Source organism: Ensifer sp. ENS07 (assembly GCF_014852185.1).
GTDB classification, from domain to species: Bacteria; Pseudomonadota; Alphaproteobacteria; order Rhizobiales; family Rhizobiaceae; genus Ensifer; species Ensifer adhaerens.
Map to the genome: position 1 here is coordinate 32294 of NZ_JACVBE010000011.1, position 25862 is coordinate 58155.

Consider the following 25862-nt stretch of genomic DNA (forward strand, 5'->3'; position numbering starts at 1 on the left):
TGGCGCCAAGTATCGAGGAGCTTGAGAGCGATCAAGAAGTCAAAGGCGCCGAAACCACCAAAACCGAAGACGCTGTTGCAGAAGCTGGCTGCCTCGCCCGAGAAACTGTTTTCGGGTTCGTTTCGCCAGCAATGTGCAGCACTTTGCTATCGTTACGTGCCTGACGGCGCGATCGAGATCCTTCTTGTGACGTCGCGCGACAGCGGCCGCTGGCTCATTCCAAAAGGCTGGCCGATGAAACAGAAGGAACCGCACGAGGCCGCGGCGATCGAAGCCTTGCAGGAGGCCGGTGTTCGCGGGAAAGTTCGCAAGAAGCCGATTGGCAGCTACACCTACTTAAAGATGCTCGATGACGGCGACGTGGTGCCCTGTATCGTTGACATCTTCCAGATCGAAGTCACCAAGCTGGCGGAGAAATACAAGGAGAAAGGCGAGCGTTTGGTCGCCTGGGTCAGCCCCGATGAAGCGGCGCGGCGCGTCCGCGAAATCGAGCTCAAATCGCTTCTGGTCGACTTCAAGCCGCGGTGAGGTCGCGCACCTTTCCGGATCACATCCTCGGACGATAGCCGCGCTGACGCTTGCTACGCGTTAGGTCGAGGAAGAGTTTGACCGCCTCCTCCTCCCGCGCGAAGTGGTGCACCATCATCTGGCCGTGACTTCCGATCCGTCCCCAGCGCCGCGTCAGGCACGCCTCCCCCAATAGGGACATGGAGATCTGCATGGAGTAGTAGCGCGCCATGTTTCTGGCCGCGTCCCTTCGCTCGACATAGATCTGGTAGGGCTGAACGATCGTCATGCCCGAAGATTCGGCGATCGGCGCGCATAGGTCCAACGAGAGTTTTGAATCGATCACGTGCGACCGATTCATTTTGGTGATCTGTCACGACCCTTGCCGCAACGGATAAGGGTCAACGGGCGCACCGGCGAAAGCTCCGCAGACAAGCAAAAGCCGGAACGGCGTGCACCGATCCGGCCTTCGAAATCTTGAAGCCTTGGTTAGCCGCGGAACGTGTAGTCCGCGATCGACTGCGGTTTCATCTCGATCGAGAAACCCGGCCGCTGCGGCGGCATATAGGCGGCATTCTCGATCACGCAGGGGTCGAGGAAGTGCTCGTGCAGATGGTCGACATATTCGATGACGCGACCATCCTTGGTGCCGGAAACCGCCAGATAGTCGATCATCGACAGATGCTGGACATATTCGCACAAGCCGACGCCACCGGCATGCGGCCAGACCGGCAGCCCGTATTTGGCGGCGACGAGCAGCACCGCCAGAACCTCGTTCAGGCCCCCCATCCGGCAACTATCGATCTGGACGATGTCGATCGCGCCCTCGGCGATGAACTGCTTGAACATGATGCGGTTCTGGCACATCTCGCCGGTTGCGACCTTCACCGGTCCGATCGCCTCACGGATCTTGCGGTGACCGGCAACGTCGTCGGGGCTGGTCGGCTCCTCGATGAAGAAGGGCTTGGCAAAAGCGAGCTGCTTGACCCAGTCGATCGCCTCGCCGACCTCCCAGACCTGGTTGGCGTCGATCATCAAGTAGCGGTCCGGGCCGATCACCTCGCGCGCGATCGTCAGTCGCCGGATGTCGTCGGCAAGGTCGCGGCCGACCTTCATCTTGATATGGTTGAAACCTTCGTCGATCGCCTCCTGGGCGAGACGCCGGAGCTTATCGTCGTCATAACCGAGCCAGCCGGCCGATGTCGTGTAGCAGGCGTAGCCTTCCTTCTCGAGCGTCGCGATGCGCTGAGCCTTGCCGGGTTCGGCCCTGCTGAGGATGGCGACCGCCTCGTCACGCGTCAGCACGTCGGTCATGTAGCGATAGTCGACGATATCGGCGATCTCTTCCGGCGACATTTCGGCGACAAGCCGCCAGACGGGCTTGCCCGCCTCCTTGGCAAGCAGGTCCCAGACGGCGTTGACGACGGCACCGGTCGCCAGATGCATCGCACCTTTCTCCGGACCGATCCAGCGCAGCTGGCTGTCGCTGGTCAGGTGCCGCCAGAACCGGCCGGGATGGGCGAGAATGTCTGATGTCTCCTGGCCGACGATCAGATGCCGCATGGCCTTGATCGCCATGCAGCAAATGTCGTTGCCGCGGCCGATGGTGAAGGTGAGACCATGGCCCGCAAGTCCCTCCCGATCGGTGTCGAGGATGACATAGGCCGCGGAATAGTCCGGGTCCGGGTTCATCGCGTCGGAACCGTCGAGGCTCTGCGAGGTCGGAAAGCGCAGGTCGAAGACGCGCAGATCAGTGATGCGGGTCATGGTCACTCCAGTCTTATGATCAATCGTCCGCGCGCACGGACTGCTTCTGGCTGCCGAGGCCCTCGATGCCGAGTTCGACGACGTCGCCGGCCTTAAGGTAACGCGGCGGCTTCATGCCCATGCCGACGCCGGGCGGCGTGCCGGTCGAGATGATGTCGCCCGGCTGCAGCGACATGAACTGCGACAGGTAGGAGACGAGGTAGGCAACGCCATAGACCATGGTCTTCGACGAGCCGTTCTGCATGGTTTCGCCGTTGACCTTCAGCCACATCGGCAGGTTCTGCGGGTCCGCCACTTCGTCCTTGGTCACCAGCCACGGGCCTGTCGGACCAAAGGTGTCGCAGGACTTGCCCTTGGTCCACTGTCCCTGGCGCTCGATCTGGAAGGCGCGTTCGGAGACGTCGTGCACCGTGCAGTAGCCGGCGACATAGTCGAGTGCTTCCGCCTCGGTGACGTACTTGGCCTTGCGGCCGATGACGACGCCGAGTTCCACTTCCCAGTCGGTCTTCTCCGAGCCGCGCGGAATGATCAGGTCGTCATTCGGGCCAACGATCGCCGACGTCGCCTTCATGAAGATGATCGGTTCGGAGGGAACCGTGGCGCCCGTCTCGGCGGCATGGTCGGAGTAGTTGAGGCCGATGCAGATGAACTTGCCGGTACCGGCCACGCAAGGGCCGAGCCGCTGGTTGCCGTCGACAGCCGGAAGGCCGGCGAGATCGAGTGCCTCGAGTTCGGCGAGTTTGTCCGGGTCGAGCGCCGCACCTGAGAAATCGGCGACGTGGCCGGAAAGATCACGCAAGGTGCCGTTCGCATCGAGGATGCCCGGCTTTTCCTGGCCCGGGAGGCCGTAACGAAGAAGTTTCATATCTCTGCTTCCTGCTTGTCTGTTGTCAGATGGTCCAGCCGCCATCGATGGCATAGGCCTGGCCGGTCGTATAGGTGGCGCCCGCGAGATGGACGGCAAGGTCGGCGATCTCTTCCGGGGTGCCGAGACGTCCCATTGGCTGGCGGGCGATAAAGGCGGCACGCGCAGTTTCATAGTCTCCCTGGGCGCGCATGCGGTCCTGCAGCGACGGGCTTTCGACGGTGCCCGGGCAAATGGCGTTGCAGCGAACGCCCTCAGACACGTAATCGGCTGCGACGGCCTTTGTGAGACCGATGACGGCGGCCTTGGTGACGCCGTAGGCAAACCGGTTGGGTACGCCCTTGATGCTGGAAGCGACCGAAGCCATGTTGATGATCGCGCCGTCCTTGCGGACGAGCATGCCCGGAAGGACCGCACGAATGGTGCGGATCATCGCCTTGACGTTGAGGTCGAGCGCGAACTCCAGATCGCTATCCTTCATCTCCAGGATCGAACCGGCATGCACGAAACCGGCGCAGTTGAAGAGGACGTCGACGGCGCCGATCTCTGCCACGAGCGCTTCGACCGCTTGCGTGTCGAGAACGTCGAGCCGGTGCGTTTCGACGTCGGCTTCCTTTGCAAGTGCCGCAAGCGCATCTGTATTGATATCGGTCGCGTGCACCTTTGCGCCGGCCTTCACAAAGGCCAAAGCCGAAGCGCGGCCGATGCCTTGAGCCGCAGCCGTAATCAGGACGACCTTGCCTTTAAGATCCGCTGTCATTCTCGATCCCTCATGCTTTGCGTTCAACGACCAGGATATGGTCGGCGGCGAGAACGACCTCGCCACGCTGGTTGATGACTTCTAACCGTTCGACGATGCGTCCCGCCTTCGGCCGCTTCGGATCGTCCTCCTTGGCGGCGATCGTCACGCGGGTACGGATCGTATCGCCGATATGAACCGGGCGCACGAAGCGCAGACGATCATAGCCGTAGGAAAACGCAACCGGATTGATCAAAGATGCGGTCAGCCCGACCCCGATCGAAAAGATCATGGTGCCGTGGGCGATGCGCTGGCCGCCCGGCAGGGTCTTGGCGAACTCCGCATCCATGTGGTGCGGAAAGAAATCGCCGGTGTGGCCGGCATGAACGACGAAGTCGGTTTCGGTAATCGTCCGGCCCGTCGTCAGGCGCTCATGGCCGAGCTCGTAGTCTTCAAAATGGATGATCTGTTCCGACATCTCAGCGTCCCGGAAGTGGCGCGATCGCCGTGGCCGGCGCGGCACTCGATTGATAGGCGGCCTCGACCAGGGCCATCGTCTGCCAGGCGTCTTCCACCGAGCCGATCAGCTCCGGGTCTTCGCCGGAGGCGAAACGCTGCAGATTGGCCATGCGGTTGGCGAAGGCGTCGGGGAACCAGGCGCCCTCAAGCGGAACCGACACCCACTCGATAGCCCCGGTTGGCCGGATCCAGAGCTCGTCGGGCTCGCCCTTGGGATAGTCGAGGTTGACACCGAGCTTGACGTAGGCGGCGCCCGACGTCCCGGAGATGCGGAACTCGCAGGCCTGGAACTTCCGGCCGAAATCGTGGTCGTGATTGACCGAAAGCACGCAGCGCACGCGGTCGCCATAGTCGAGGATCGCAGCCGTCCGTGTCTGGGCGACCTCATGGTTCGGATGGCCGATCGTCTTTGCATGCACGCCCAATGGATTGCCAAGCAGGCCGCGCACGAGATCCAGATAGTGGATCGAGTGCATGGCGATCTCGATGCGCGGCAGGCCCTTCAAGAAGGGCCACAGACCCCAGGGCGTAGCAAGTGCAAGCCAGGCGTCGAAATCGACGACCTCGCCGAGGTATCCCTTGGTGATCGCGTCTTTCAGCGCCAGCATCATCGGCGCGAAGCGGAGCTGGAAATTGACCGCTGCCTTCAGTTTGCGCGTCCGGCAGATCTCGAGAATGGCGGTCGCGGCTTCAAGGTCCGAGCCCATCGGCTTCTGGATGAGGGCAGCGGCGCCGATCGGAAGCTTCGCCAGGATGGCGGCATGGGCCGCCGGCGGGGTCGCCAGATCAAAGATTGCATCAGCGACCGCAAGCGCATCCTCTTCCCGTTCGAAGGCGGGAATGCGCCAGGCGCCGGCAAGCTTCGCGGCCTTCTCCCGGTCTGGATCATAAAGGCCCGCGACTGGGAAGCCGGCCTGGCGATAAGCCGGCAGATGTGCGTCGCCGACGATGCTGCCGGCGCCGAAGATCACGATCGGCCGGGGCTTTTCCGGTTTCGGCCACCACTGCCTGAGCGCGCCCGGATCGAAATTTTCAGCCATTGTGGGAGACCTTGCCGTCGTGATGGAAGACCTCTTCCATCATCGCCCACCACTCGCCTTCCTGGCGCGTCTCAAGCGGCTTCTGGCAGGGCATACAGACCGACCACCATTCCTGGTTCTTCGGATGTGCGGCCATCTTGGCCATGTCCGCCTCAAAATCAGAGCCGACATACTCCCAGTAGCCGAAGAGCAGGTTTTCCGGCTCCTTGAGGAAGATCGAGTAGTTGGTAACGTTGCACTCGGAAATCAGCGCGAGGATCTCCGGCCAGACGGCGGCGTGCAACGCCTTGTATTCGGCGACCTTGGACGCCTCCAGACCGATCACCATTCCCATTCGCTGCATGATGACCTCCCTATCCTAGCCCCGAAACTCGCGGGTAAACTCGTCGATCGAGCGGGCGCGCACGGCATCCCAGTCCCAGGAAATCCCGATGCCTGGCTCGGACGGCGCCAATGCGCGACCGTTCCGGATCTCCATGCCCTTGGTCGTGAGATCATCGAGCTGCGGAATGTACTCAACATATTTGCCATTCGGCACGGCGCAGACGAGGCTGACATGCAGCTCCATCAGGAAGTGCGGGCAGACCGGAATGTCGAAGGCTTCCGCCGCATGCGCGACTTTCAACCACGGCGTGATGCCGCCGATACGGGCAACATCGACCTGGACGATCGAGCAGGCGCCCTTCTGCATGTATTCGCGGAAATGACGGATCGAGTACATGGATTCACCAACCGCAATCGGTGTGGGCGTCGAGCGCGTCAGCCGGATATGACCGTCGAGATCGTCGGCCGGCAGCGGCTCCTCGATCCAGGCAAGGTCGAGCTCCTTCAGCCTGGACGCGCGGCGGATCGCCTCGTCGACGGTGAAACCCTGGTTGCAGTCGGTCATGATCTCGAAGCCGTCGCCGAGCGCCTTGCGCATTGCCGACAGGCGATCGTAATCCTCCGAGCCGTGCGGTTTGCCGATCTTCACCTTCGAACCTGAAAAGCCCTTGGCCTTGGCGGCAAGCGCGTCCTCGACCAGCGCTTCCTTTTCGATGTGCAGCCAGCCGCCCTCGGTGGTGTAGAGGGGGCAGCTTTCCTTGGCGCCGCCGGCAAGCTTCCAGAGCGGCAGCTTCTGCTTTTTGGCGCGCAGGTCCCAAAGTGCTGTGTCAACTGCCGCCAGCGCCAGCGCCGTTATCGGGCCGATCGTCGTCGCGTGGGTCGCAAATTCTAGTCTGTGCCAGATCGCCTCGATGCAATCGGCATCCTCGCCGATCAGGATCGGCACCAGGTGGTCGGAGAGAAGCCGCATCACCGACGAACCGCCGGTACCGATCGTATAGCTGTAGCCGGTGCCCGTCGCGCCATCGCTGTCGGTGATGGTGACGATCGGGGTTTCCTGGCTGACGAAGCTCTGGATCGCATCGGTCCGCTTCACCTTCGGCGGCAAGTCGACCATGCGCAGTTCAATTTTCTCGATTCTTGCCATGTCAGCCTTCCAGAGCCTTGCCGGTACCGATGTCGAAGAGATGGGCGCGCGAGAGGTCAAAGCTCATGCGCACCTTCTCGCCCGGGCCAAGCGGGCGCGGATTGAGCATGCGCGAAACCCAGTCTCGACCGTTGAACTGGATGAAGACCAGCGTTTCGTTGCCCAGCGGTTCGGTGATCGACACTGGTAGCTCGACTTCGTGCACGGCGGCCGGGTCGCCGGCATGCAGACCATGGCCGCTCGGATAGATGTCGTCAGGCCTCAGACCGAAGGTGACCTTCTGTCCCGGACGGAGCGCGTTCACAAACCGCGGCGGGATCGGCAGCCGCATGCCGCTTACAAAGACGAGCGTACCGTTGTCGACGATCGCCTCGTCCATGTTCATCGGCGGCGAGCCGATGAAGCCGGCCACGAACTTTGTGGCCGGGCGCTGGAACACTTCTTCCGGCGTGCCTACTTGTTCGATATAGCCGTCACGCATGATGACGATGCGGTCTGACAAGGTCATCGCCTCGACCTGGTCGTGGGTGACGTAGATCATCGTCGCCTGCATGCGGGCATGCAGCTTCTTGATCTCGGTTCGCACCTGGGTGCGCAGCTTCGCATCCAGGTTCGACAGAGGTTCGTCGAACAGGAAGACATCCGGCTGGCGCACGATCGCGCGGCCCATGGCGACGCGCTGGCGCTGGCCGCCGGAAAGCTGCGACGGGCGGCGCTCCAGGAGATGGCTGAGATCGAGGATGGCAGCGGCTTCATCGACCCGCGTCTTGATCTCGTCTGCCGAGCGTCCGGCGATCTTCAGCGAAAAACCCATGTTTTCGGCGACCGTCATATGCGGATAGAGCGCATAGGACTGGAAGACCATGGAGATATTGCGCGCCCGAGGTGGCAGGTCGTTGACCTTCTTTCCGCCGATTTCGATCGCGCCATCGCTGACGTCTTCGAGGCCTGCGATCATGCGCAGCGTCGTCGACTTGCCGCAGCCCGACGGGCCGACGAGCGCGATGAACTCGCGGTCCTTCACTTCGAGGTCGATGCCGTGGACGACCTCGAGCGCGCCGTAGCGCTTGACCAGTTTCCTGAGGGTGACAGGAGCCATGAACGATTATCCTTTCACCGCGCCGAAGGTGAGGCCCGAAACGAGGTGCTTCTGAATGATGAAGGTAAGGGTCAGCGCCGGGATGATCATCACGACGGCGAGCGCACACATGCCGCGCCAGTCGATGGTGAATTCGGCGGTGTAGTCGAGAAGCCCGACCGGCAAGGTCTTGGAATTGACCGAGCGGGTGATCTGCGAGGCAAGCGCATACTCGTTCCAGGACGTCAGGAACGCAAAGATGCCGGCGGATGCGATGCCGGGACCGGCAAGCGGAAACTCCACCTGCCAGAAGGCCTGCCATGGCGTGCAGCCGTCTATCTGGGCGGCCTCGGCGAGATCCTTCGGCACCTGGCGGAAGAAGCCGTCGATCAGCCAGATGGTGAAGGGCACGTTGAGCGCGACATAGGTCAGGATCAGCGAAAAATGCGTGTCGATGATCCCGGTGCGGGCGTAGAGCATGAAGAGCGGCAGCGAGAGCGCGATGCCAGGCACGGCGCGCGTCAGCATGAAGCCGAGGAAGATCGCCGACTTCGCCTTGAAACGATAGCGGGCAAAGGCGTAGCCGCCGGCCATGCCGATCGCCAGTGCGATCACCGTCGAGGTCACCGAGATGATCAGCGAATTGCGAAAATAGTCCCAGACGGGAACGCCACCCTGCCCGGCGCCCGCAAACATGGCGCGATAGGCATCGAGCGAAATGCTCTCGGGGATCCAAACCGGTGGTTTCGCCATGATTTCGACGGTCGGGCGCAGCGACGACAGCACGATCCAGAGGCCGGGAAGGCAGATCACGGCCATTGCGAGAAACAGGCCGATCAGGTGCACCGTCTTCAACAGGCGGCGGCGCAGTCGGTGCGAAGCGTTGATATCCATTACCACTCGGCTCCGATCTGCTGGCGCGCCGCGGCGAGCTTGCGGAAGAAATAGACGGTGAAGACGATCGACAGGAGGATCGCGACATAGGCCATGGCGTTGGCGAGCCCCATGCGGGCATCGGCATAGGCCGTGCGGCCGACGAGCGTCCAGAGTAGCTCCGTGCGCTTGGCCGGGCCGCCATCGGTCATGATCTTGACGATGTCATAGGCGCGCGCGACGTCGAGAGAGCGGATCGTCATGGCGATGAAGGCGAACGGCATCAGATAGGGCCAGGTGACATAGCGGAAGGTCTGCCAGGGTGTGCAGCCGTCGACATGGGCAGCCTCGACCGGATCCTTCGGCATGGCGAGCAGGCCGGCCAGAATCAGGATCGCAAAGACTGCGGTCGAGGACCAGACTTCGGCGATGATGATCGAGAGCAGTGCGAGATTGCCGTCGATCAACCAGGGAATTGCCTGATCCGTCAGTCCCAGCGACTGCAGCGCATTGTTGACGAAGCCGATATTGTCGTTGAAGAGGAACTTGAACTGGAAGCCGACGAGCACGGGCGAAAACATCATCGGAAACATCATCATGGTGCGCAGCAGGCGCTGGCCGTGGGTCGCCTTGTTGACAAGCAAAGCCAGGCCGAGACCGAGCAGCATCTCGGCGTTCAGAGCCACAGTCAGCAACAGCACGGTGCGGCCAAACGCGACCCAGAATTCGGCGTTGCCAAGTACGGTCGCGTAGTTGCGCAGGCCGACAAAGACCCACAGCGTCTCCGGTTTGGTCAAGCGGAACGGCGTGAAGCTCGAATAGAAGGAAAAAAGGAGCGGCAACACGATCACCGCCGCGAGCACGACAAAGGCCGGAAGCAGAAGCAGGGCCGGTGCTGACAATTTCTTGAGCTTCATCGGGCAGTCCTGAGGATTGCATGAAATGGCTGAGGCGGCGCCGGCGCCTTCAAGGCATCGGCGCCGCCTCATGGGTAACGATCAGAGCTTGCCCGCGTCTTCGAGAATGCCGGTCGCTTTCTGAGCGGCGGCATCAAGCGCTTCCTTCGACGTCTTGTCGCCGAGGATGGCGGCCTGGAGTTCCGGATAGACGGCGTTGGAGATTTCGATCCACTCGGCCGTCTTCGGAACCGGGAAGGCATGCTTTGCGGCTTCCTGGAAAGCCTGCAGCACTTCCGTCTTGTAGGCGTCGCCCTCGGCTTGCTTGATGTTGTATTCCCAGACGGCAGTCCGGGTCGGCAACGGGCCGGCAGCCGATTCCAGCTTCTGGCTGTCCTCGTTGGTCAGCCACCAGACGAGCGAAGCGGCCGCTTCCTTGTTGGCGCAATCTTCGGTGACCGAGAAGCCATGATGGCCCGACCAGCCGGTGCGCTTGCCGGAAGAACCGGCCGGCTGCACCTTCACGCCGACATTGCCGGCGACCTTGGAGGACTTCGGGTCGTTGAAGAAGCTCGCCCAGCCAGGCCAGTCGAGGTTGAGGGCGATCGAACCCGAGGCAAAGCCCTGGCCGAGGTCGTCCCAAAGATAGTTGGTCGTGCCCGGCGGTACGGCCTTGTCCTTGTAGAGCTTGACGAACCAGTCAAGCGCATGGACACCGGCTTCCGAGTTGAAGGCCGGGCGCCCGTCCTTGTCGAGATATTCGCCACCTTCGGCGACCAGCATTTCATAGAAGCGACCGTTGATTGCCTCTTCCTTACCGGCAAACTGCGTGCCGTAGAAATTCGGCGGGGCGGCGAAGAACTCGGCCTGATCGCTGACCTGGGCCCAGGTGTCCGGCGGCGCGAGGTCGTAACCGTATTTCGCCTTGAAGGCGGTCTTCTTGGCTTCGTCCTGGTAGAGGCTCTTCTGGTAGTAGAGCGCCGACACGTCGAACTGGGCGCGCGGCAACATCACCAGCTTGCCGTCGAGCGTCGAAGCGTCGATCAGCGCCGGCACGAATTTGGCGATCTCCTCCGGCGGCAGGAGCGCCAGGAGATCAGTGTAGATGTCGGGGTATTGCGGCGCGAAGGAGGAATGGTTCGAGCCGACGCACCAGCTGACGCCGCCAGTCGCGATGTCCGACTTGATCTCCTTGTCGAGTTCGAAGTGGTTCTTCTTCGACAGGATGTTGACCTTGGCGCCGGTCGCCTTCTCCCATTCGCCGATCCGCTCGTAGAGCTTTTCGTATTGCTGTCCGCCGATCAGCTTGGCGTCGATCGTGACGCCCTCGAACTTGCCGGGCAGTTCTGCGGCATTCGCCGCTCCCCCTGCACAGGCAAGCATAACGACGCCGGCGGAGACGCCGGCAAGCAGCCTTTTCATATCCACTCCTCCCATGTTCACGCCCTCTTCCTGACGTGACGTTCTCATTTGTGAGAAACTAATTCATATACAAACAACATTTTTATGAGGCGTCAAGGGAGAACTTTCCTTTGTGGGCGCCTTCGTCTGCGTATATGGATATGAATATTCACCAAGGAGGCTTCATGGACACCGAAGAGTCAGATCGCTACCGCGCACCGGCCCTTGATAAGGGGCTCGACATTCTCGAGCTGCTCGCCAGCGTCGACGGCGGACTGACGCAGGCCGAGATTTCCAAGCGCCTGAACCGGAGTCCGAACGAGTTCTACCGCATGCTCGATCGGCTGGTGCGGCGCGGCTATGTCACGCGCATCGACGGAGATCGCTATTCGCTGACATTGAAGCTCTTCGGGTTGTCGCAACTGCATGCGCCGGTCCGCAGGCTTGCCTCCTACGCCACGCCCTTGATGCGGGATCTGGCCCAGCGCTCGAAGCAGGCAAACCACCTCGCCGTCTTCGATCGCGGCTCCGCCGTCGTCATCGCCCAGCAGGAAGCGCCTGATTATTGGGGCATTTCAATCCGGGTCGGGTCGCATATCAGCCTCTTCGACACGGGTTCCGGCCATATCCTGCTTGCCTTCCGCTCGGCCGAAGAGCGCGAAATGATGATCGCGGAACATGCCAGGAGCAAAGACGAGGTCCCGCGCGGGCCTGAGTTCTACGCGCGCCTCGATCAGATCCGCGAGCGCGGCTATGAAATGATGGCGAGCGCGCAGACAGCCGGCGTCTATAACCTCTCGGCGCCGATCCTGGGGCCTGATGGCCGCGGCATCGCGGCGCTGACCGTTCCCTATATTGCGCTCGTCAACGCGCCCTCGGCGCCAGACATCACTGAAAGCATCGCCCTTTTGCTGAAAACCGCCGAGCAACTGTCGACGTTGGCCGGTTCGGACGTGGCCTCCACAACAGATTGACGACACTTGGGAACGGTCGTACTTCTTATCTGAATAGATCATTCTTATGTGAGAAGCCGTTCGGAGGAGGCGCGCCTTGATCATCGACACCCATCTTCACCTCATCGACAGGTCGAGGCTCGCCTATCCCTGGCTCGCCGGTGTGCCTGCCCTCGACCAGGACTTTCTCTACGCCACCTACGAGCGCGAAGCGCGGCGGCTCGGCATTACTGCCAGCCTGCACATGGAGGTCGATGTCGATCCTTTAGAGATGGAGAAGGAGACATCCGAGGTCGCGCGGCTCGCAGGCCAGGCGGATAGCCTGCTGAAGGGCGCTATTGCCGCCTGCCGACCTGAAGAGGATGGCTTTTCGGCCTATCTGGAACGCCAGGAAGCAAACGGCCTCGTCAAGGGCTTCCGCCGCGTGCTGCATGTGATGCCGGATGATCTCTCCGAAGGAGCGACTTTTCGCGACAATATCCGCCGGCTCGGCGGCCGTCGCTTCACCTTCGACCTCTGCGTCCTGCCGCACCAGATCGAAAAGGCGATTGCGCTTGCCGATCTGGCGCCCGACGTTCCGTTTATTCTCGACCATTGCGGCGTGCCCGACATTCGCGCCGGCGCCGAGCATCCCTGGCGCGAGCACATGAGCGAGATCGCCCAGCGTGCGAACGTCACGGCAAAAATCTCCGGCGTCGTCGCCTATGCGGACGAGGCCTGGCAGGTCGAGACGCTGCGCCCCTATGTCGAGCACACGATCGACGTCTTTGGTTGGGATCGGGTGGTCTGGGGAAGCGATTGGCCGGTCTGCACGCTCGGCGGCAATCTTTCGACCTGGGTCGGCGCCACCCACGCGCTTCTGGAAGGCTGCAGCGCGGAGGAAAAGCGCAAGCTGCTTGCCGACAACGCGCGCCGGATCTGGAATCTCGCCTAGCAAGCCCTGCCCTAAGTCCGTTCCGGGACGCCTGGGCATCCCGGAACTCAGAAATCAGGCTGTAGCAAAACTCTCTGCAAACAGCCGATTGAGATCGTCGACGACCTTTCGCGCCGCCTCTTTGCCCGTGAGGCCGCCGTTGATGCGATCGGATGCCGCCTGCTGGAAGGCCATGTAGCCATCGTGCCGTGGGCGAACCCAGGCGCTCTCCAGCGTCTTGCGCGTCGCACGATAGAAATCGGAGGTCGCGGCATTGACGGCGTCGTCATCCCAGGCGGCCGCGTGGCCGGGCTGCCCGCCTCCTGAGGCATAAGGACCGCGCTGGACGGCGCCGCTCGCAACGAAATAGGCGAAATCGATCGCCGCTTCGCGCGCCTGTGAGAAAGCCGAGACCGCAATCCCCGTTCCGCCGAGGGCCGAGCCTGCCGGACCATTGGTTCCGGCAACCGGAACATCGCCGAACGTCACGAGCGACGGCCGGAAGCCCGGCATCGCGTAGCTGACATAGCCGTAGATCAGAGGTGCACAGACAACTTTCGACGCCGGATCGCTCATTGCCTCCAGCAAGGCGATCGGGTCCATGGAAAAGCAGGAGGGATCGATCAGGTCTGTCAGTTCACGCAGGCGCTCGAAGGCGTTGATGCCCCCATCCGGGTCGATCAGCGGCCCGGTAGCGTCACTGCGGCAGGGGGAACCGAGATTGCCGGCGAGCGTGTAGAAGCTCATCAGGGAATGCGGTGGGCGCATCGGCAGCGCCACCCTTCCCTGTCGCGCGAGCGCCAGCATGTCGGTCCAGCTTTCCATACGGTCCGTCAGGTCCGGGCGCCACGCCTGGACCTGGGTCGCCGCATCGATCGGAAAGGCCCATTGCCGGCCCTGCCAGGTATAGCTCGGATAGGAGCGCCCGACGCTCGCATCCTCAAGCGCCTTCCTCTCGGCTTGGCGGCCTTCCACATCGAGCGGCGCCAGGCACTTCTCCTTGGTGATTTGGCCGACATGCGGATGATCGATGACGATAAGGTCATAGGCCCGCGCCAATTCCTCGACCGGATAGGTCTCAAAATCCTGTAGCGAGCGCTTGTCCCATTCTACCGTTATGCCGGTGCGTTCCTGCCAAAGCCGCGAACAGGCGATCATCGGATCGTAGCCGCGCGGGTGGCTCCAGGTCATGCCTTTCAATGTGACGCTCACAGGCCGAACTCCTCTCGGATCGAGGTGCTATGCTCGCCGATCCGTGGTGCTGCGCGGTCCACCTGCGCACGCTTGCCGTTGACCCTGAGCGGCGAACGCGTCGTCAGGATCGAAACGTCGTCTTCGCGCACCACCGTCTGCAGCATGTCGAGCACGCGGAAGCCTTCGCTTTCGAGCAGTTCGTTCCAGTTTAGAACCCGGGCGCACCAGATGTCCGCAGGCTCAAGCACGCCAAGCCAATGGTCGATGGTGTTTTCGGCGATCCGCTTGGCGATCAGCGCCTTGATTTCGTCCCGTTCGGAGAACCAGGAAGCCGGATCGTCGCGATAGGCGTCGAGTTGTGGCATTTGCAAGAGATCGGCAAGCTTCGGGATGGGCGTCATGGCGATGGCGAGATAGCCGTCCTTGGCCGGATAGACCCCATAGGGCGCCGACAGATAGGCATGGGCGCTGCGAAAACCCGACCGGGTCGGCAGCCGGCGGCCGTCATTCAAGTGCGTCGTCAGCACTTCGAACTGGAAGTCGACGAGGGCCTCGAGCAAGCTCGTCTCGATCAGGCTGCCCTTGCCGGAAATGCCACGACGGACGAGGGCTGCAAGGATACCTTGCGCTGCTGCGGCGCCCGCAAGCATGTCGCCGATCGCGAGGCCAAAGGGCACCGGCCCTTGGCCCTCATCGCCGTTCAGCCACATGACGCCGGAGCGCGATTGCGCGAGCAGATCCTGCCCCGGCCGCTTCACCCAGGGGCCTTCCTCGCCATAGCCGCTGATCGAGGCATAAACGATCTTCGGGTTGATCGCCTTGACCGCCTCGTAGTCGAGCCCGAGCCGCTGGATGACGCCGGGACGGAAATTCTGGATCAGCACGTCGGCCTTGGCGAGCAACGTCTTCAAGGCTTTGAGATCGGCCTCGTTCTTGAGGTCGATCGCGAGGCTTTCCTTGGCGCGGTTGATGGCATGAAAGATCGTCGAATCGCCGCCGATCTCGGTGTCGCTCAGATAAAGCCGGCGCGACAGGTCGCCACCGTCGGGGCGCTCGATCTTGATGACGCGCGCCCCGAGATCCATGAGGCGCAAGGAGCAGTAGGGGCCTGAGAGAAACTGGCTCATGTCGACGACGACAAGGCCAGAGAGCGGCAGTTCGTTGGTTTCGGTCATCGGTATCTTACTTCTCGGTCTTGCCGACGAAGTCGGCGGGGTTTTTGTATTTCACGGTCTGCAGGTGCTCACAGTAGAGCACCAGCTCCCCCTCGCCCTTGAAGACCTGGTAGCTGGCCCGGATAAGCCCGAGCTCCCTGTAGCGGGGCGTTTTGTCCATGTTGGTACGGATCGTGTAGATCGTTTCGCCGATGAAGACCGGCTTGATGAAGCGCAGCTTGTCATAGCCGTAGGAAAAGGCGTTGACGCAGTTGGTGGCGACCAGCCCGAGGCCTGCGGAAAAGACGAAGGCGCCGGCAACGAGACGCCTGCCGAAGATGCCCTCGCGCTCGGCAAACATCTGATCCTGCACGTAAGGATGGATGTCGACGACGAGCGTATTGAAGAGGTGGCTGTCGCTCTCGGCGATCGTGCGACGCAAGGACCTTATACGCTGGCCGACTGGCCAGTCCTCATAGAACCAGTTTTCCGAGTTCCACACGGGAAGCGCGGCGTGCTCCTCCGGCATGTCCCCGGGACGGGTCGAGGACACCCCGACAGTGGGCATGAAGTCATCCATTGGTCAGTCCCTGATGCAATAGGTCGGCAACTGCGGGTCCGTTCGACGGTTCCCGAGGGCAATGCCGCCCGATCTCCATTCGGATCCTTATATGAATAGTATGTTCACATATGGATTCCGTTTGCAACCGGCTGCGGGCTGCAAGCGCGTTCGCGGCGAGAAGCGACGCCGTAAAGACCATCATTCAGATAGAGGTTCAGCTGCTGCAGCGCGGAAAAGAGCGACATTCGTCAACGACGTTGACTTTTGTCAGTATAGATGAAATATGTCAGATCCATCTTGCGAAGGTTCCGCCAATGCCCATCCGAGCCACAGACCAGATCATTCACAAGGCCGCCTGGCTCTATTATACGCACGGCCTGCGCCAGGACGAAGTGGCGCAGCGGCTGGAGATATCCCGCGCCTCGATCGCCATGTATCTGCGCAAGGCCCGCGAGATGGGCATCGTCACGATCACCACGTCGACAGAACTGTTTTCGCAGGACGTGCTTGCCCGCGAGCTCGAAGACGCCACCGGGCTTACGACTGCATGGCTCGTGCCGGAAGATCGGCAGGCGATGGACCCGGCCGCCGAAATGCCCGTCGTCGCGGCCTCCGTCTTTCTCGAACTGATCAACAAGGGCGACCGGATCGGTGTTGCCTGGGGCCGCACCGTCTATCATATCGCCGACGTCATGCCCTTTGCGGACCTGCGCGGCGTCACGGTCGTGCAGCTTTGCGGCAACCTCGGCGCGCCCTATTCCTACCGCCCGGATCAATGCACGACGGAAATCGCCCGCCGCCTCAATGCCGAAGGGATTAATTTTTATGCGCCGCTCGTGCTTTCCTCCGAGCGGCTCGCCGAAGAACTGCGCGGCGAACCCGTCATCAAGGAGCAGCTCGCGACCATCTCCGACTGCGGTCTGGCGCTCTATTCGGTCGGCGGCATCGAGGATGACAGCCACCTCGTCAAATGCGGCGCGCTCTCGGCTGCAGACATGCATGCGATGGGCGAAAAGGGCGCGGCCGGCGTCATCGCCGGACAGCTCATCGATCGCGACGGCCAATGGATGGATTGCGAGCACAATCGCCGCTGCATTTCGGCCGATCTCGGCTCCATCCGCACGATCAAGAAGCGCATGCTGGTCGTGCAGGAGGACAGCAAGTTCGAACCGCTGATGGCGGCCTTGAAGGGCGGCTTCGCCTCGCATCTCGTCATCACCGAGTCGATGGCACGCAAAGTCCTCGATCGCTGGAACCGCGAAGGGCTTGGCAGAAGCGGCTCAGGCGCCCCCTGAGCCTCGAATTTGGGTCCGCCGATACCGGCCGGGCCGGTTTATCGGGAGGCTGAACTTATGGAAAATCTCTGGCGCGACGACGAGGCGGAGAAGGTCGTTGCGGGCTATCAGGCCAAGGGCACCGGCCGCGATCTGGCGCTGCGGACCTATACGACGCGACTGCTTGGCGGCGAGCCGCGGCTCGTGCTGCATGGCGGCGGCAACACCTCGGTGAAAACCGAAATCACAGACCTCGTCGGGGACACGCATGCCGTGCTCTGCGTCAAGGGCAGTGGCTGGGACATGGGCACGATCGAGCCCGCTGGCCTGCCAGCCGTCAAGATCGCCCCCCTGCTCAAGAGCCGCAAGCTCGAAAGGCTTTCAGACGAGGACATGGTGACGCTGTTGCGCGCCAACCTCATCGACCCGGCCTCGCCGAACCCGTCCGTGGAGGCGCTGCTGCACGCCTTCCTGCCACACAAGTTCGTCGACCACACCCATTCGACCGCCATTCTTGCCATCGCCGATCAGGCCAAGAGCCGGGAGATGTGCGCCGAGCTTTTCGGCAGGAAGATGGGCTTCGTGCCCTACATCATGCCGGGCTTCGCGCTGGCGAAGGCTGCGGCGGACGTGTTCGATCAGGATCCGACAGTCGAGGGGCTGATCCTCGACAAGCTCGGAATCTTCACCTTCGCCGACACGGCGAAGGAAGCCTATGATCGGATGATCCACTATGTCACGCTCGCCGAAGAGCATGTGAAAGCGAAGGGGCACAATCCGTTTACGCCCGCCGCCCTGCCCGCAGTGCTTGCAAGCCCTGCCGATATCGCGCCAATGCTGCGCGGCGCCGTTGCCGTCGACAAGGGCGAAGGCCGTTTTGACCGCATGGTCAGTGTGTTCCGCACCTCGCCCGATATCCTCGACTTCGTCAATGCGCAGCAGGTTGAGGAGATGGCAGCCAGGGGCGTTTCGACGCCCGATCTTTCCATCCGCATCAAGACCGGCCCGATGGTGCTTCCGGCGCCGGCTAAAGATGATCTCTCGGGCTACCGGGCCGTGATCGACGCGCGGGTCACCGCCTTTGCCGCCGACTACACCGGGTATTTCCACAGCAACGACACACGAGACGACGTCAAGCGCATCATGCTCGATCCCATGCCGCGCCTGACGCTGGTGCCCGGGCTCGGCATGTTCGGCCATGGCCGCACCTACAAGGACGCGACGATCGCCGTCGATGTCGGCGAGATGTGGATCGAAGCTGCGCGCGACGCAGAATCCGTTGGCCGCTTCGAGCCGGTCAGCCGGCCGGATCTGTTCGATCTCGAATACTGGTCGCTGGAACAGGCGAAACTCGCAGGCGCCAAGCCGAAGCCGTTTACCGGCCAGGTCGCGCTCGTCACCGGCGGCGCCGGCGCCATCGGCGCTGCCATCGTCAAGGCTTTCGTCGCCGAGGGCGCCCATGCCGTCGTGCTCGACCTCGACGGCGACAAAGCAAGCGAAGTGGCGAAGGCGGCCGGCAACAACTCGATTGGCATCGCCTGCGACATCACCGATCCCGCTTCGGTGCGCGCCGCCTTCGACCGGGTGGTCGCAACCTTCGGCGGCGTCGATATCGTCGTCTCCAATGCGGGCGCCGCCTGGGAAAGCCCGATTGCGACGATGGACGACGCCCTGCTGCGCCGTAGCTTCGAGCTGAATTTCTTCGCGCATCAGACGGTCGCGCAGAATGCCGTGCGCATCATGAAGGAACAAAAGACCGGCGGCGTGCTGCTCTTCAACGCCTCCAAGCAGGCAGTCAACCCGGGCGCGAAGTTCGGCGCCTACGGATTGCCGAAAGCGGCGACGCTGTTTCTGTCGCGGCAATATGCGCTTGAGCATGGTGCCGACCATATCCGCGTCAATGCCGTCAACGCCGATCGCATCCGCTCGGGCCTGCTCAATGACGAGATGATCGCCAATCGTGCAGCCGCCCGCGGCCTTTCGGTCAAGGACTACATGGGCGGAAACCTGCTCGGTCTCGAAGTGACGGCCGAGGACGTAGCGCGCGCCTTCGTGCACCACGCGCTCGCAGAACGAACCACCGCGGATGTGACGACTGTGGATGGCGGCAATATCGCAGCGGCGATGCGCTGAGCGCTTCCGTCTAAGCGTAAAAACGTGCCACACTGCAGTCTCCCGCCAGAGTTGTTCGGATGGAGACGAAATGGTCGATCGATGGCCCGCAGATGCCGCGTTTCAAATGGGTGACTATGCCGCCAAGAAAGGCCGCGCCTCATGGCGCGGCAAGATCGTCGGCTGGTATCGCACAGACCTGACCAGCCTCGGCTACGCGATCGAAAGCCATTTCGAGCCAGGCTCCGTGCAGATCTACCCCGAGACGGCGATCGAAGCCTGGGTGCCGCCAAAGGCGGAAAGCGAATTAGAGTAATCAGGAAAAAAAGGGGCGGTCTGATCGACCGCCCCTTTCGTTTCGCCTTGGGAGATTAAGGCTTCGGCATCCATGCGGGCATGGCAACATCTGCATGGGCGAACTGCGGCAGCTTCACGCCGAGCTCTTCCATGTTCTTGATGTCCTGATCGTTCAGGTCCTTCTGGGTGATCAGCGTCGGCGGTACGACCACCTGGCGGCCCGGGTCTTCGCCGGCAAGCAGCATGGCGAGCGAGCGGACCGAGACCTGGCCGACGACGGCGGGGTTGGTGGCGGCCGTCGCCGTCCAGGCCGAGCCCGTTTCGCGCATGGCGGCGATGTCGGACGTCGAAATGTCGGCCGAGTAGATCTTGACGCTGGAAGACAGGCCCGCTTCGTCGACGGCGATCTTCACGCCCTTGGCGAACTCGTCATAGGGCGCGAACATCACGGTGATGTCGGGCTTGGCCGAAATCACCGCGCGGGCCTGGTTGGCTACCGAGTTGGCGATCGGGTTGTCCATCGTTCCGAATTGTGCGGCTTCCTCGATGCCGGAATACTTCGCCTTGAATTCCTTCCAGGTCTCGTCGCGGCGGTCGAGCGGCGCGATGCCGGCGACATAGACGTAGCCTGCCTTGAAGCTTTCGCCATTGTCCTTGACGGCCTGCTCGAGCGCGAGGCGGGCGAGGTCGCGGTCGGACTGCTCGATCTGCGGGATCTTCTCGTTCTCGACGTTTACGTCGAAGGCGACGACCTTGATGCCGGCGTCAACCGCGCGCTGGGCAGCTTCCTTCATCGATTCGGTCAAGCCGTGCTGGATGATGATGCCCTGCACGCCAAGCGCGATCGCCTGGTCGACCATGTCGGCCTGGAGCGCTGCATCCTGGCGGCTGTCGAAGACCTGAAGCTGCACGCCGAGCGCCTTGGACTGCGCCTCGACGCCTGCGAGATAGGACTGGAAGAAGTCGCCGGTCGAAAGGTAGCGCACAAGCGCGATCTTGACATCGCCGGCCTTGTCGAACGGCTTTGGCATGTCGGCTGCAAAGGACGGCACGCCGAAGGCGGCTGCCCCCATCAACCCAAGCGTCAAGCGGCCCAGGCTTCTGCGAGTCATGTTCATGTCAGTCTCCTCCACTGGTGAACTTTTTGTTTTCCGCTGAAGGGCACCCCTTCAGCGTTTGCCTCTTTTCGAGAGCGCAAAGGTGAAGATCAGGGCAGCGACGAGCACGGCGCCCTTGATGAAATCCTGGGTGTAATAGGGCGCGTTCATCATCGTCAGGCCCTGCAGCAGGATGCCGACGAAGAGCGCGCCGATCGCCGTGCCGAAAGCATTCGGCTTGGCGGCGCCGAGCACGGCAAAACCGATGAGCGCTGCGGCAACCGCATCGAGCAGCAGGTTGTTGCCCGACGCGATGTCTCCGCGACCAAGACGGGCGGCAAGCAGGATGCCGCCGATCGAGGCGAAGACGCCGGAAATGATATAGGCCGAAATCTTGTAGGCATTGACCGGCGCACCGGCGAGGCCGGCTGCCCGCTCGTTGGAGCCGACGGCATACATCATGCGGCCGAAGCGGGTGTATTCGAGGAAGAACCAGATGACGATCGCCAGCACGATCAACACCACGACCGAAACCGGCACGAGGTTGGGCAGGACCAAATCGAAGCGGTGGCGGCCGAGTGCCAGGAAGGCCGGGCTGAAAGTGCCGCCGGCGACCGAGCCGTCGGGAAGCGTCATGCCTGTGGCAATCGACCGACCCTCCGTCGGGATGCGCTGGAGGCCGAGCAAGAGGAACATCATGCCGAGTGTCGCCAGCAGATCAGGCACGCGCATGTAGACGATAATGACGCCGTTGACGAAACCGACCAGGACACCGATGGCAAGGCACACGAGCGTCGCCGTCAGTGCGTCGCCGCCCATCACCACCATCACATAGGACGAGGCCATCATCGCCGTCGTCGCGACCGAGCCGATCGAAAGATCGAAGCCGCCGACGACAAGCGTGGCTGTCACGCCCAGCGCCAGGATGCCGGTAATCGACACCGACTGCAGGATGAAGACCGCACTCTGCGGTGAGGCGAAGCCGCCGGTCACGAGCGAGAAATAGAGGACCATCCCGGCGAGAAGCACGAGGAAGCCGTATTTGATGGCCGCCTCGCGAATTCCCGATGCGCTCGAAGGGACCGCAACCGGTGCTGCGGAATTGCTCTGTTCACTGCTCATGACGCATGGACCTGTTGATAGAATTGACCGGCGATTTCCGACAGGAGCCGCTCGACATCGATGTCGGCATTGCGGTGCTCGCCGACGATGGTCTGTTCCGACATCACGAGGATGCGGTCGGCGACTTCGAAGGCTTCGTCGAGTTCGGTCACGAAGAGGATCGTGGCGCGGCCCGCGGCCGAGGCGCGCAGCTTCTCGCCGATGTCGCGGCGTGCGGCGATGTCGACGCCCTGGAACGGTTCGTCGAGGATGAGCAGGCGCGACGGCTCGGAAAGCCAGCGCCCGACCATCACCTTTTGTTGGTTCCCGCCCGAAAGCGTCTGCAACTCGTCGCGCTCGCTGCGGCAGACGACACCGAGGGCGGCGATCTGCTGGCGTGCCTTGGTCTTTTCCGCCCGCCGGCTCGATATGCCGAAGCGCGAGAGCCGGCTCAGGAACGGCAGGCTGATATTTTCGTAGATGTTGAAGTCGGGCACGATGCCGCTTTCGGCGCGGTCCTTGGCGACGAGGAAGACGCCGCGGGCGATAGCCCTTCCGGTGCTTGCCGGCGCGTAACGCGCGCCGTCGAGCGTCATCTCACCGGCAAACGGAGCGCGCGCGCCAAACAGAGTTTCGGCAAGCGCGGTCTTGCCGACGCCGACGAGCCCGGTGACGGCGACGATTTCCCCGTCACGGAGCGTGAAATCGAAGGGGCGCGCCTGTTCCGACAACTTCAGGCCGCTGACCGCAAAGACCGGAGCGCCGCCGTTGCGCAGATCAACGGCGCCAGCCAAGACCTTGCGACCGAGCATGGCGTTGACCGCACCCTCATAGTCCAGTTCCGGCCCTTCGAAGCGGCCACTGATGCGGCCATCACGCAGCGCCACGATGCTATCGGCCAGCCGGCGAATATCCGACATGCGATGGGAGATATAGAGAATGGCGACGCCGCGCGCCTTCAGCCGATCGACGAGATCGAAAAGCCGGTCGGCCTCCGCGCTCGACAGCGACGAGGTCGGTTCGTCAAGGATCAGCACCTTCGGCTCATGCGCCATGGCACGGGCGATCGCCACCATCTGCCGGTCGGCAAGCGTCAGGTCGTTGATATTGGCGGCAAGATCGATCGCAAGCCCCATGCGCGAGGCGACCGCGGCGGCCTCTCGGCGCACCCGACGCGGGTTGAAGAACAGCCGCGCACCGCGCCCGTTCAAGCGGTCGAGCGTTAGATTGGTGGCGACGTCGAGATCGGCGACCACCCCGTCATTGATGTTCTGATGCACGGTGACAACGCCGGCGCGGATCGCCTCGGCCGGGGCCGTCGGCTCGAAGGGCATGCCGGCGAGCGTGATCGTGCCGGCGTCGCGCGTGTAAACGCCGCTCAGGATCCGCACGAGCGTGGATTTGCCGGCGCCATTGGCGCCCATCAGAACGGTAACCGCCCCAGCCTTGAGATCGAGATCCACCCCTCGAAGAACCGGTACCGGCCCGAAGGATTTGCGCACGCCCTCAATGCGAAACACTGCCTGTTCGCTCATTCTCTCCTCCCGATGAAGGCAGGTTAGGATAGGCTTCCGTCAAATGTCAAGGCCATTGACATTTGCTAGAATGCCGCCTTAGTTGTGACCACACACGGCATGGCTGCGAGCGGTGGAGGCCCGCGCAATGCGTTGGAGGAGAACGATATGGACAAGCAGGTCTTCGAGGCGCTGAGCGCTGCGACGTTGCCGGAAAAACTCGGCGGCAACACCGTCCTGAGAGAAAAAATCGGGCCGGACTTTTCGCGCTGGAGCGTTAAGGAAGTCGGCGACGGCAACCTCAATCTGGTCTTCATCGTCTCCGGCGACAGGGGCGCTGCCATCGTCAAGCAGGCGCTGCCCTATGTGCGCCTTGTCGGCGAAAGCTGGCCGCTGCCGCTGAAGCGCTCCTATTTCGAATATCATGCCCTGAAGCGCCAGGCAGCGCGTGACCCCGGTCTCGTGCCGGAGATCTATTTCTTCGACGAATCCCAGGCGCTCATCGTCATGGAATTTCTGACGCCGCACGTCATTTTGAGGCGCGCGCTGATCGACGGGCGGCAGCCTCCCAGAATCGGGCGTGACCTCGGCCTCTTCGTCGCCCGTACGCTCTTTCGCGGCTCCGACCTCTCCATGGCCACGCGCGAGAAGAAGACGGACCTTGCGCTTTTCGCCGACAATATCGAGCTTTGCGACATCACCGAAAACCTGGTGTTTTCCGATCCCTATTTCGAGGCCGATCTCAATCGTCACACCACGCCCCAGCTCGATCCGATCGTGGCCGAGCTTCGCGCCGACCGCGACCTCAAGGTCGAAGCACAGCGGCTGAAACATCTGTTCTCGGCAAAAGCCGAAACGCTCTGCCATGGCGATCTGCATACCGGTTCTGTTATGGTGACCGACGACGAGACCCGCGTCATCGACCCGGAGTTCGCGTTCTACGGACCGATCAGCTTCGACGTCGGCATGCTGCTTGCCAATTTCTGGATGAGCTATTTTTCGCAGAGCGGACACGAAAACGCGCCCAGTGCCCGAGATGGCATGCGCACCTATCTGCTCGATACGGTCGAAGTCATCTGGGAAACCTTCCGCACCGAATTCGCCCATCTCTGGCGCACGGAGCGTAACGGCATTCTCTACCAGGCAAGCCTCTTTGAGGCGCGCAACGATCCGTTCGGCGCCGAACAGGCGCTCGATATCGTCATCGACGAGATCTGGCGCGAGATGTTGGGCTTTGCCGGCGTCGAGATGCACCGCCGCATCCTGGGGCTCGCCCACAACGCCGACTTCGAAACCATTGTCGACCCCGATCGCCGTGCTGCCTGCGAAACCAGGGCGCTGAAGCTCGGGCGTCACCTCGCCGTCAACCGGCATCATATCCACAGCCTCAAGGACATCCGCGCACTCGCGGAGCGCCTTCAGAAGGAGACATCAGCGTGAAAGTCGGAGAACGCCACTACCATACGATCTGGCTCAATGAGGACGGACGCTCCGTCGATATCATCGACCAACGCTGGTTGCCGCACGAGTTCCGCGTCGTGACGCTGAAAACGGTCGCCGATGTCGCCGTCGCCATCCGCGACATGTGGGTGCGCGGCGCACCGCTGATCGGCGTCACGGCCGCCTACGGTGTTGCGATTGCGATGGCCAAGGACCCGTCGAACGCCCATCTCGGCGCCGTCTGGGAGGAACTCAACGAAACACGCCCGACCGCCATCAATCTGCGCTGGGCGCTGAACGCCATGCGCGACCATCTGCGCCCCTTGCCGGAAGGCGGGCGTGCCAAGGCGGCCTATGATCGTGCCGCCGAGATCGCGGCCGAAGATGTCGAACTCAATCGCGCCATTGGCGCAAACGGCCTGAAGGTCATCCGCGAGATTGCTGCGAAGAAGGCGCCGGGTGAACCCGTGCGCATCCTCACCCATTGCAACGCCGGCTGGCTTGCGACCGTCGACTATGGCACTGCGACTGCACCCATCTACATGGCTGTCGAGGAAGGCATTCCGGTGCATGTCTATGTCGACGAAACACGCCCGCGCAATCAGGGCGCCTATCTCACCGCCTGGGAAATGAACGGCCACGGTGTGCGGCACACGCTGATCGTCGACAATGCCGGCGGGCACCTGATGCAGCACGGCGATGTGGATATGGTCATTGTCGGCACGGACCGGACGACGGCCAATGGCGATGTCTGCAACAAGATCGGCACCTATCTGAAGGCGCTTGCTGCGCGCGACAATGGCGTCCCCTTCTATGTCGCTCTTCCCTCGCCGACTATCGACTGGACGGTCCGCGACGGGATCAAGGAAATCCCGATCGAGGAGCGAACCGCCGACGAGGTGAGCTTCGTCCAGGGGCGCGCCAGCGACGGCTCGATTGCCAGCGTGCGCATTTCGCCGGAGGGCAGCCCTGCCGCCAATCCGGCCTTCGACGTCACGCCCGCCCGACTCATCACCGGCCTGATCACCGAGCGCGGCATCGCAACACCATCGCCCGAAGGCCTCAAGGCGCTTTTCCCAGAACGGAGCTGAGACG

General features: G+C 62.5%; 26 protein-coding genes. 8 read left to right on the forward strand and 18 right to left on the reverse strand.

Annotation, left to right across the window (positions count from 1 at the left end; all coding sequences use genetic code 11):
- Nucleotides 1–21 precede the first annotated feature (21 nt).
- On the forward strand, nt 22–528 hold the full coding sequence (locus tag IB277_RS26695; RefSeq protein ID WP_192372142.1) for an NUDIX hydrolase: 507 nt from the start codon (nt 22–24) through the stop codon (nt 526–528).
- Between the two features lie 19 nt (nt 529–547).
- Here IB277_RS26695 and IB277_RS26700 read toward each other — a convergent pair whose 3' ends face one another.
- The 12 genes from IB277_RS26700 to IB277_RS26755 all read right to left on the reverse strand — a co-directional run bounded on the left by IB277_RS26700 (nt 548) and on the right by IB277_RS26755 (nt 11177).
- A complete protein-coding gene (locus IB277_RS26700; RefSeq protein ID WP_060580826.1) occupies nt 548–796 on the reverse strand; it encodes a WGR domain-containing protein in 249 nt (82 codons plus the stop codon).
- Nucleotides 797–996: 200 nt separating this feature from the next.
- Complete coding sequence (locus IB277_RS26705; protein WP_034796414.1) at nt 997–2274, reverse strand: L-fuconate dehydratase; 1278 nt, start codon at nt 2272–2274, stop codon at nt 997–999.
- Nucleotides 2275–2293: 19 nt separating this feature from the next.
- Nucleotides 2294–3139, reverse strand: coding sequence for a fumarylacetoacetate hydrolase family protein (locus IB277_RS26710; RefSeq protein WP_034796416.1), 846 nt, complete (start codon nt 3137–3139; stop codon nt 2294–2296).
- Between the two features lie 25 nt (nt 3140–3164).
- On the reverse strand, nt 3165–3899 hold the full coding sequence (locus IB277_RS26715; RefSeq protein ID WP_060517918.1) for an SDR family oxidoreductase: 735 nt from the start codon (nt 3897–3899) through the stop codon (nt 3165–3167).
- A gap of 10 nt (nt 3900–3909) precedes the next feature.
- On the reverse strand, nt 3910–4356 hold the full coding sequence (locus tag IB277_RS26720; protein WP_034796420.1) for a MaoC/PaaZ C-terminal domain-containing protein: 447 nt from the start codon (nt 4354–4356) through the stop codon (nt 3910–3912).
- 1 nt (nt 4357) lies between these two features.
- A complete protein-coding gene (locus IB277_RS26725) occupies nt 4358–5437 on the reverse strand; it encodes a Gfo/Idh/MocA family protein (protein WP_192372038.1) in 1080 nt (359 codons plus the stop codon).
- Nucleotides 5430–5780 carry an L-rhamnose mutarotase gene (locus IB277_RS26730; RefSeq protein WP_034796424.1) on the reverse strand — a complete coding sequence of 117 codons (351 nt, stop codon included), beginning with the start codon at nt 5778–5780 and terminating at the stop codon, nt 5430–5432. The genes IB277_RS26725 and IB277_RS26730 overlap by 8 nt, the downstream gene beginning before the upstream one ends.
- A gap of 15 nt (nt 5781–5795) precedes the next feature.
- Nucleotides 5796–6908 carry a mandelate racemase/muconate lactonizing enzyme family protein gene (locus tag IB277_RS26735; protein ID WP_060580716.1) on the reverse strand — a complete coding sequence of 371 codons (1113 nt, stop codon included), beginning with the start codon at nt 6906–6908 and terminating at the stop codon, nt 5796–5798.
- Nucleotide 6909: 1 nt separating this feature from the next.
- Nucleotides 6910–8007 (reverse strand): ABC transporter ATP-binding protein, encoded by a 1098-nt coding sequence (locus tag IB277_RS26740; protein ID WP_192372039.1) that lies wholly within the window; start codon nt 8005–8007, stop codon nt 6910–6912.
- Between the two features lie 6 nt (nt 8008–8013).
- Nucleotides 8014–8880, reverse strand: coding sequence for a carbohydrate ABC transporter permease (locus tag IB277_RS26745; protein WP_034796430.1), 867 nt, complete (start codon nt 8878–8880; stop codon nt 8014–8016).
- Nucleotides 8880–9776 carry a carbohydrate ABC transporter permease gene (locus IB277_RS26750; RefSeq protein WP_034796432.1) on the reverse strand — a complete coding sequence of 299 codons (897 nt, stop codon included), beginning with the start codon at nt 9774–9776 and terminating at the stop codon, nt 8880–8882. The genes IB277_RS26745 and IB277_RS26750 overlap by 1 nt, the downstream gene beginning before the upstream one ends.
- An 81-nt stretch (nt 9777–9857) precedes the next feature.
- Nucleotides 9858–11177, reverse strand: a complete 1320-nt coding sequence (locus tag IB277_RS26755; protein ID WP_034796434.1) for an extracellular solute-binding protein — start codon at nt 11175–11177, stop codon at nt 9858–9860.
- 164 nt (nt 11178–11341) lie between these two features.
- Between IB277_RS26755 and IB277_RS26760 the strand changes: the two genes are divergently transcribed.
- Both IB277_RS26760 and IB277_RS26765 read left to right on the forward strand, forming a co-directional pair.
- Nucleotides 11342–12130 (forward strand): IclR family transcriptional regulator, encoded by a 789-nt coding sequence (locus IB277_RS26760; RefSeq protein WP_034796531.1) that lies wholly within the window; start codon nt 11342–11344, stop codon nt 12128–12130.
- Nucleotides 12131–12206: 76 nt separating this feature from the next.
- Nucleotides 12207–13043 carry an amidohydrolase gene (locus tag IB277_RS26765; RefSeq protein WP_112985054.1) on the forward strand — a complete coding sequence of 279 codons (837 nt, stop codon included), beginning with the start codon at nt 12207–12209 and terminating at the stop codon, nt 13041–13043.
- A 54-nt stretch (nt 13044–13097) separates the two neighbouring features.
- On the opposite strand, the gene IB277_RS26770 is transcribed toward IB277_RS26765, so the two are convergent.
- From IB277_RS26770 to IB277_RS26780, 3 genes are read right to left on the reverse strand one after another with little or no spacing between them, the layout of a single operon-like run.
- Nucleotides 13098–14234 (reverse strand): ABC transporter substrate-binding protein, encoded by a 1137-nt coding sequence (locus IB277_RS26770; RefSeq protein ID WP_192372040.1) that lies wholly within the window; start codon nt 14232–14234, stop codon nt 13098–13100.
- Nucleotides 14231–15391 carry a CaiB/BaiF CoA-transferase family protein gene (locus tag IB277_RS26775; protein ID WP_060603754.1) on the reverse strand — a complete coding sequence of 387 codons (1161 nt, stop codon included), beginning with the start codon at nt 15389–15391 and terminating at the stop codon, nt 14231–14233. The genes IB277_RS26770 and IB277_RS26775 overlap by 4 nt, the downstream gene beginning before the upstream one ends.
- Nucleotides 15392–15398: 7 nt before the next feature.
- Nucleotides 15399–15950, reverse strand: coding sequence for a MaoC family dehydratase (locus tag IB277_RS26780; RefSeq protein ID WP_192372041.1), 552 nt, complete (start codon nt 15948–15950; stop codon nt 15399–15401).
- A gap of 296 nt (nt 15951–16246) precedes the next feature.
- Between IB277_RS26780 and IB277_RS26785 the strand changes: the two genes are divergently transcribed.
- The 3 genes from IB277_RS26785 to IB277_RS26795 all read left to right on the forward strand — a co-directional run bounded on the left by IB277_RS26785 (nt 16247) and on the right by IB277_RS26795 (nt 19634).
- A complete protein-coding gene (locus IB277_RS26785) occupies nt 16247–17227 on the forward strand; it encodes a sugar-binding transcriptional regulator (RefSeq protein ID WP_034796445.1) in 981 nt (326 codons plus the stop codon).
- 57 nt (nt 17228–17284) lie between these two features.
- Nucleotides 17285–19339, forward strand: a complete 2055-nt coding sequence (locus tag IB277_RS26790) for a bifunctional aldolase/short-chain dehydrogenase (RefSeq protein ID WP_192372042.1) — start codon at nt 17285–17287, stop codon at nt 19337–19339.
- Nucleotides 19340–19409: 70 nt separating this feature from the next.
- Nucleotides 19410–19634 carry a hypothetical protein gene (locus IB277_RS26795; protein ID WP_034796449.1) on the forward strand — a complete coding sequence of 75 codons (225 nt, stop codon included), beginning with the start codon at nt 19410–19412 and terminating at the stop codon, nt 19632–19634.
- A 55-nt stretch (nt 19635–19689) separates the two neighbouring features.
- Here IB277_RS26795 and IB277_RS26800 read toward each other — a convergent pair whose 3' ends face one another.
- From IB277_RS26800 to IB277_RS26810, 3 genes are read right to left on the reverse strand one after another with little or no spacing between them, the layout of a single operon-like run.
- Nucleotides 19690–20733: a substrate-binding domain-containing protein gene (locus IB277_RS26800; RefSeq protein ID WP_060517939.1), complete on the reverse strand. Its 1044-nt coding sequence runs from the start codon at nt 20731–20733 to the stop codon at nt 19690–19692.
- 51 nt (nt 20734–20784) lie between these two features.
- Nucleotides 20785–21834 carry an ABC transporter permease gene (locus IB277_RS26805; RefSeq protein WP_162733059.1) on the reverse strand — a complete coding sequence of 350 codons (1050 nt, stop codon included), beginning with the start codon at nt 21832–21834 and terminating at the stop codon, nt 20785–20787.
- Complete coding sequence (locus tag IB277_RS26810; protein ID WP_060580721.1) at nt 21831–23348, reverse strand: sugar ABC transporter ATP-binding protein; 1518 nt, start codon at nt 23346–23348, stop codon at nt 21831–21833. Before IB277_RS26810 ends, IB277_RS26805 begins: the two co-directional genes overlap by 4 nt.
- Before the next feature lie 147 nt (nt 23349–23495).
- On the opposite strand from IB277_RS26810, the gene mtnK reads away from it, so the two are divergent.
- Nucleotides 23496–24767: an S-methyl-5-thioribose kinase gene (gene mtnK, locus IB277_RS26815; protein WP_113188253.1), complete on the forward strand. Its 1272-nt coding sequence runs from the start codon at nt 23496–23498 to the stop codon at nt 24765–24767.
- Nucleotides 24764–25858: an S-methyl-5-thioribose-1-phosphate isomerase gene (mtnA, locus tag IB277_RS26820; RefSeq protein ID WP_192372043.1), complete on the forward strand. Its 1095-nt coding sequence runs from the start codon at nt 24764–24766 to the stop codon at nt 25856–25858. The genes mtnK and mtnA overlap by 4 nt, the downstream gene beginning before the upstream one ends.
- The last annotated feature ends 4 nt before the right edge of the window (nt 25859–25862 follow it).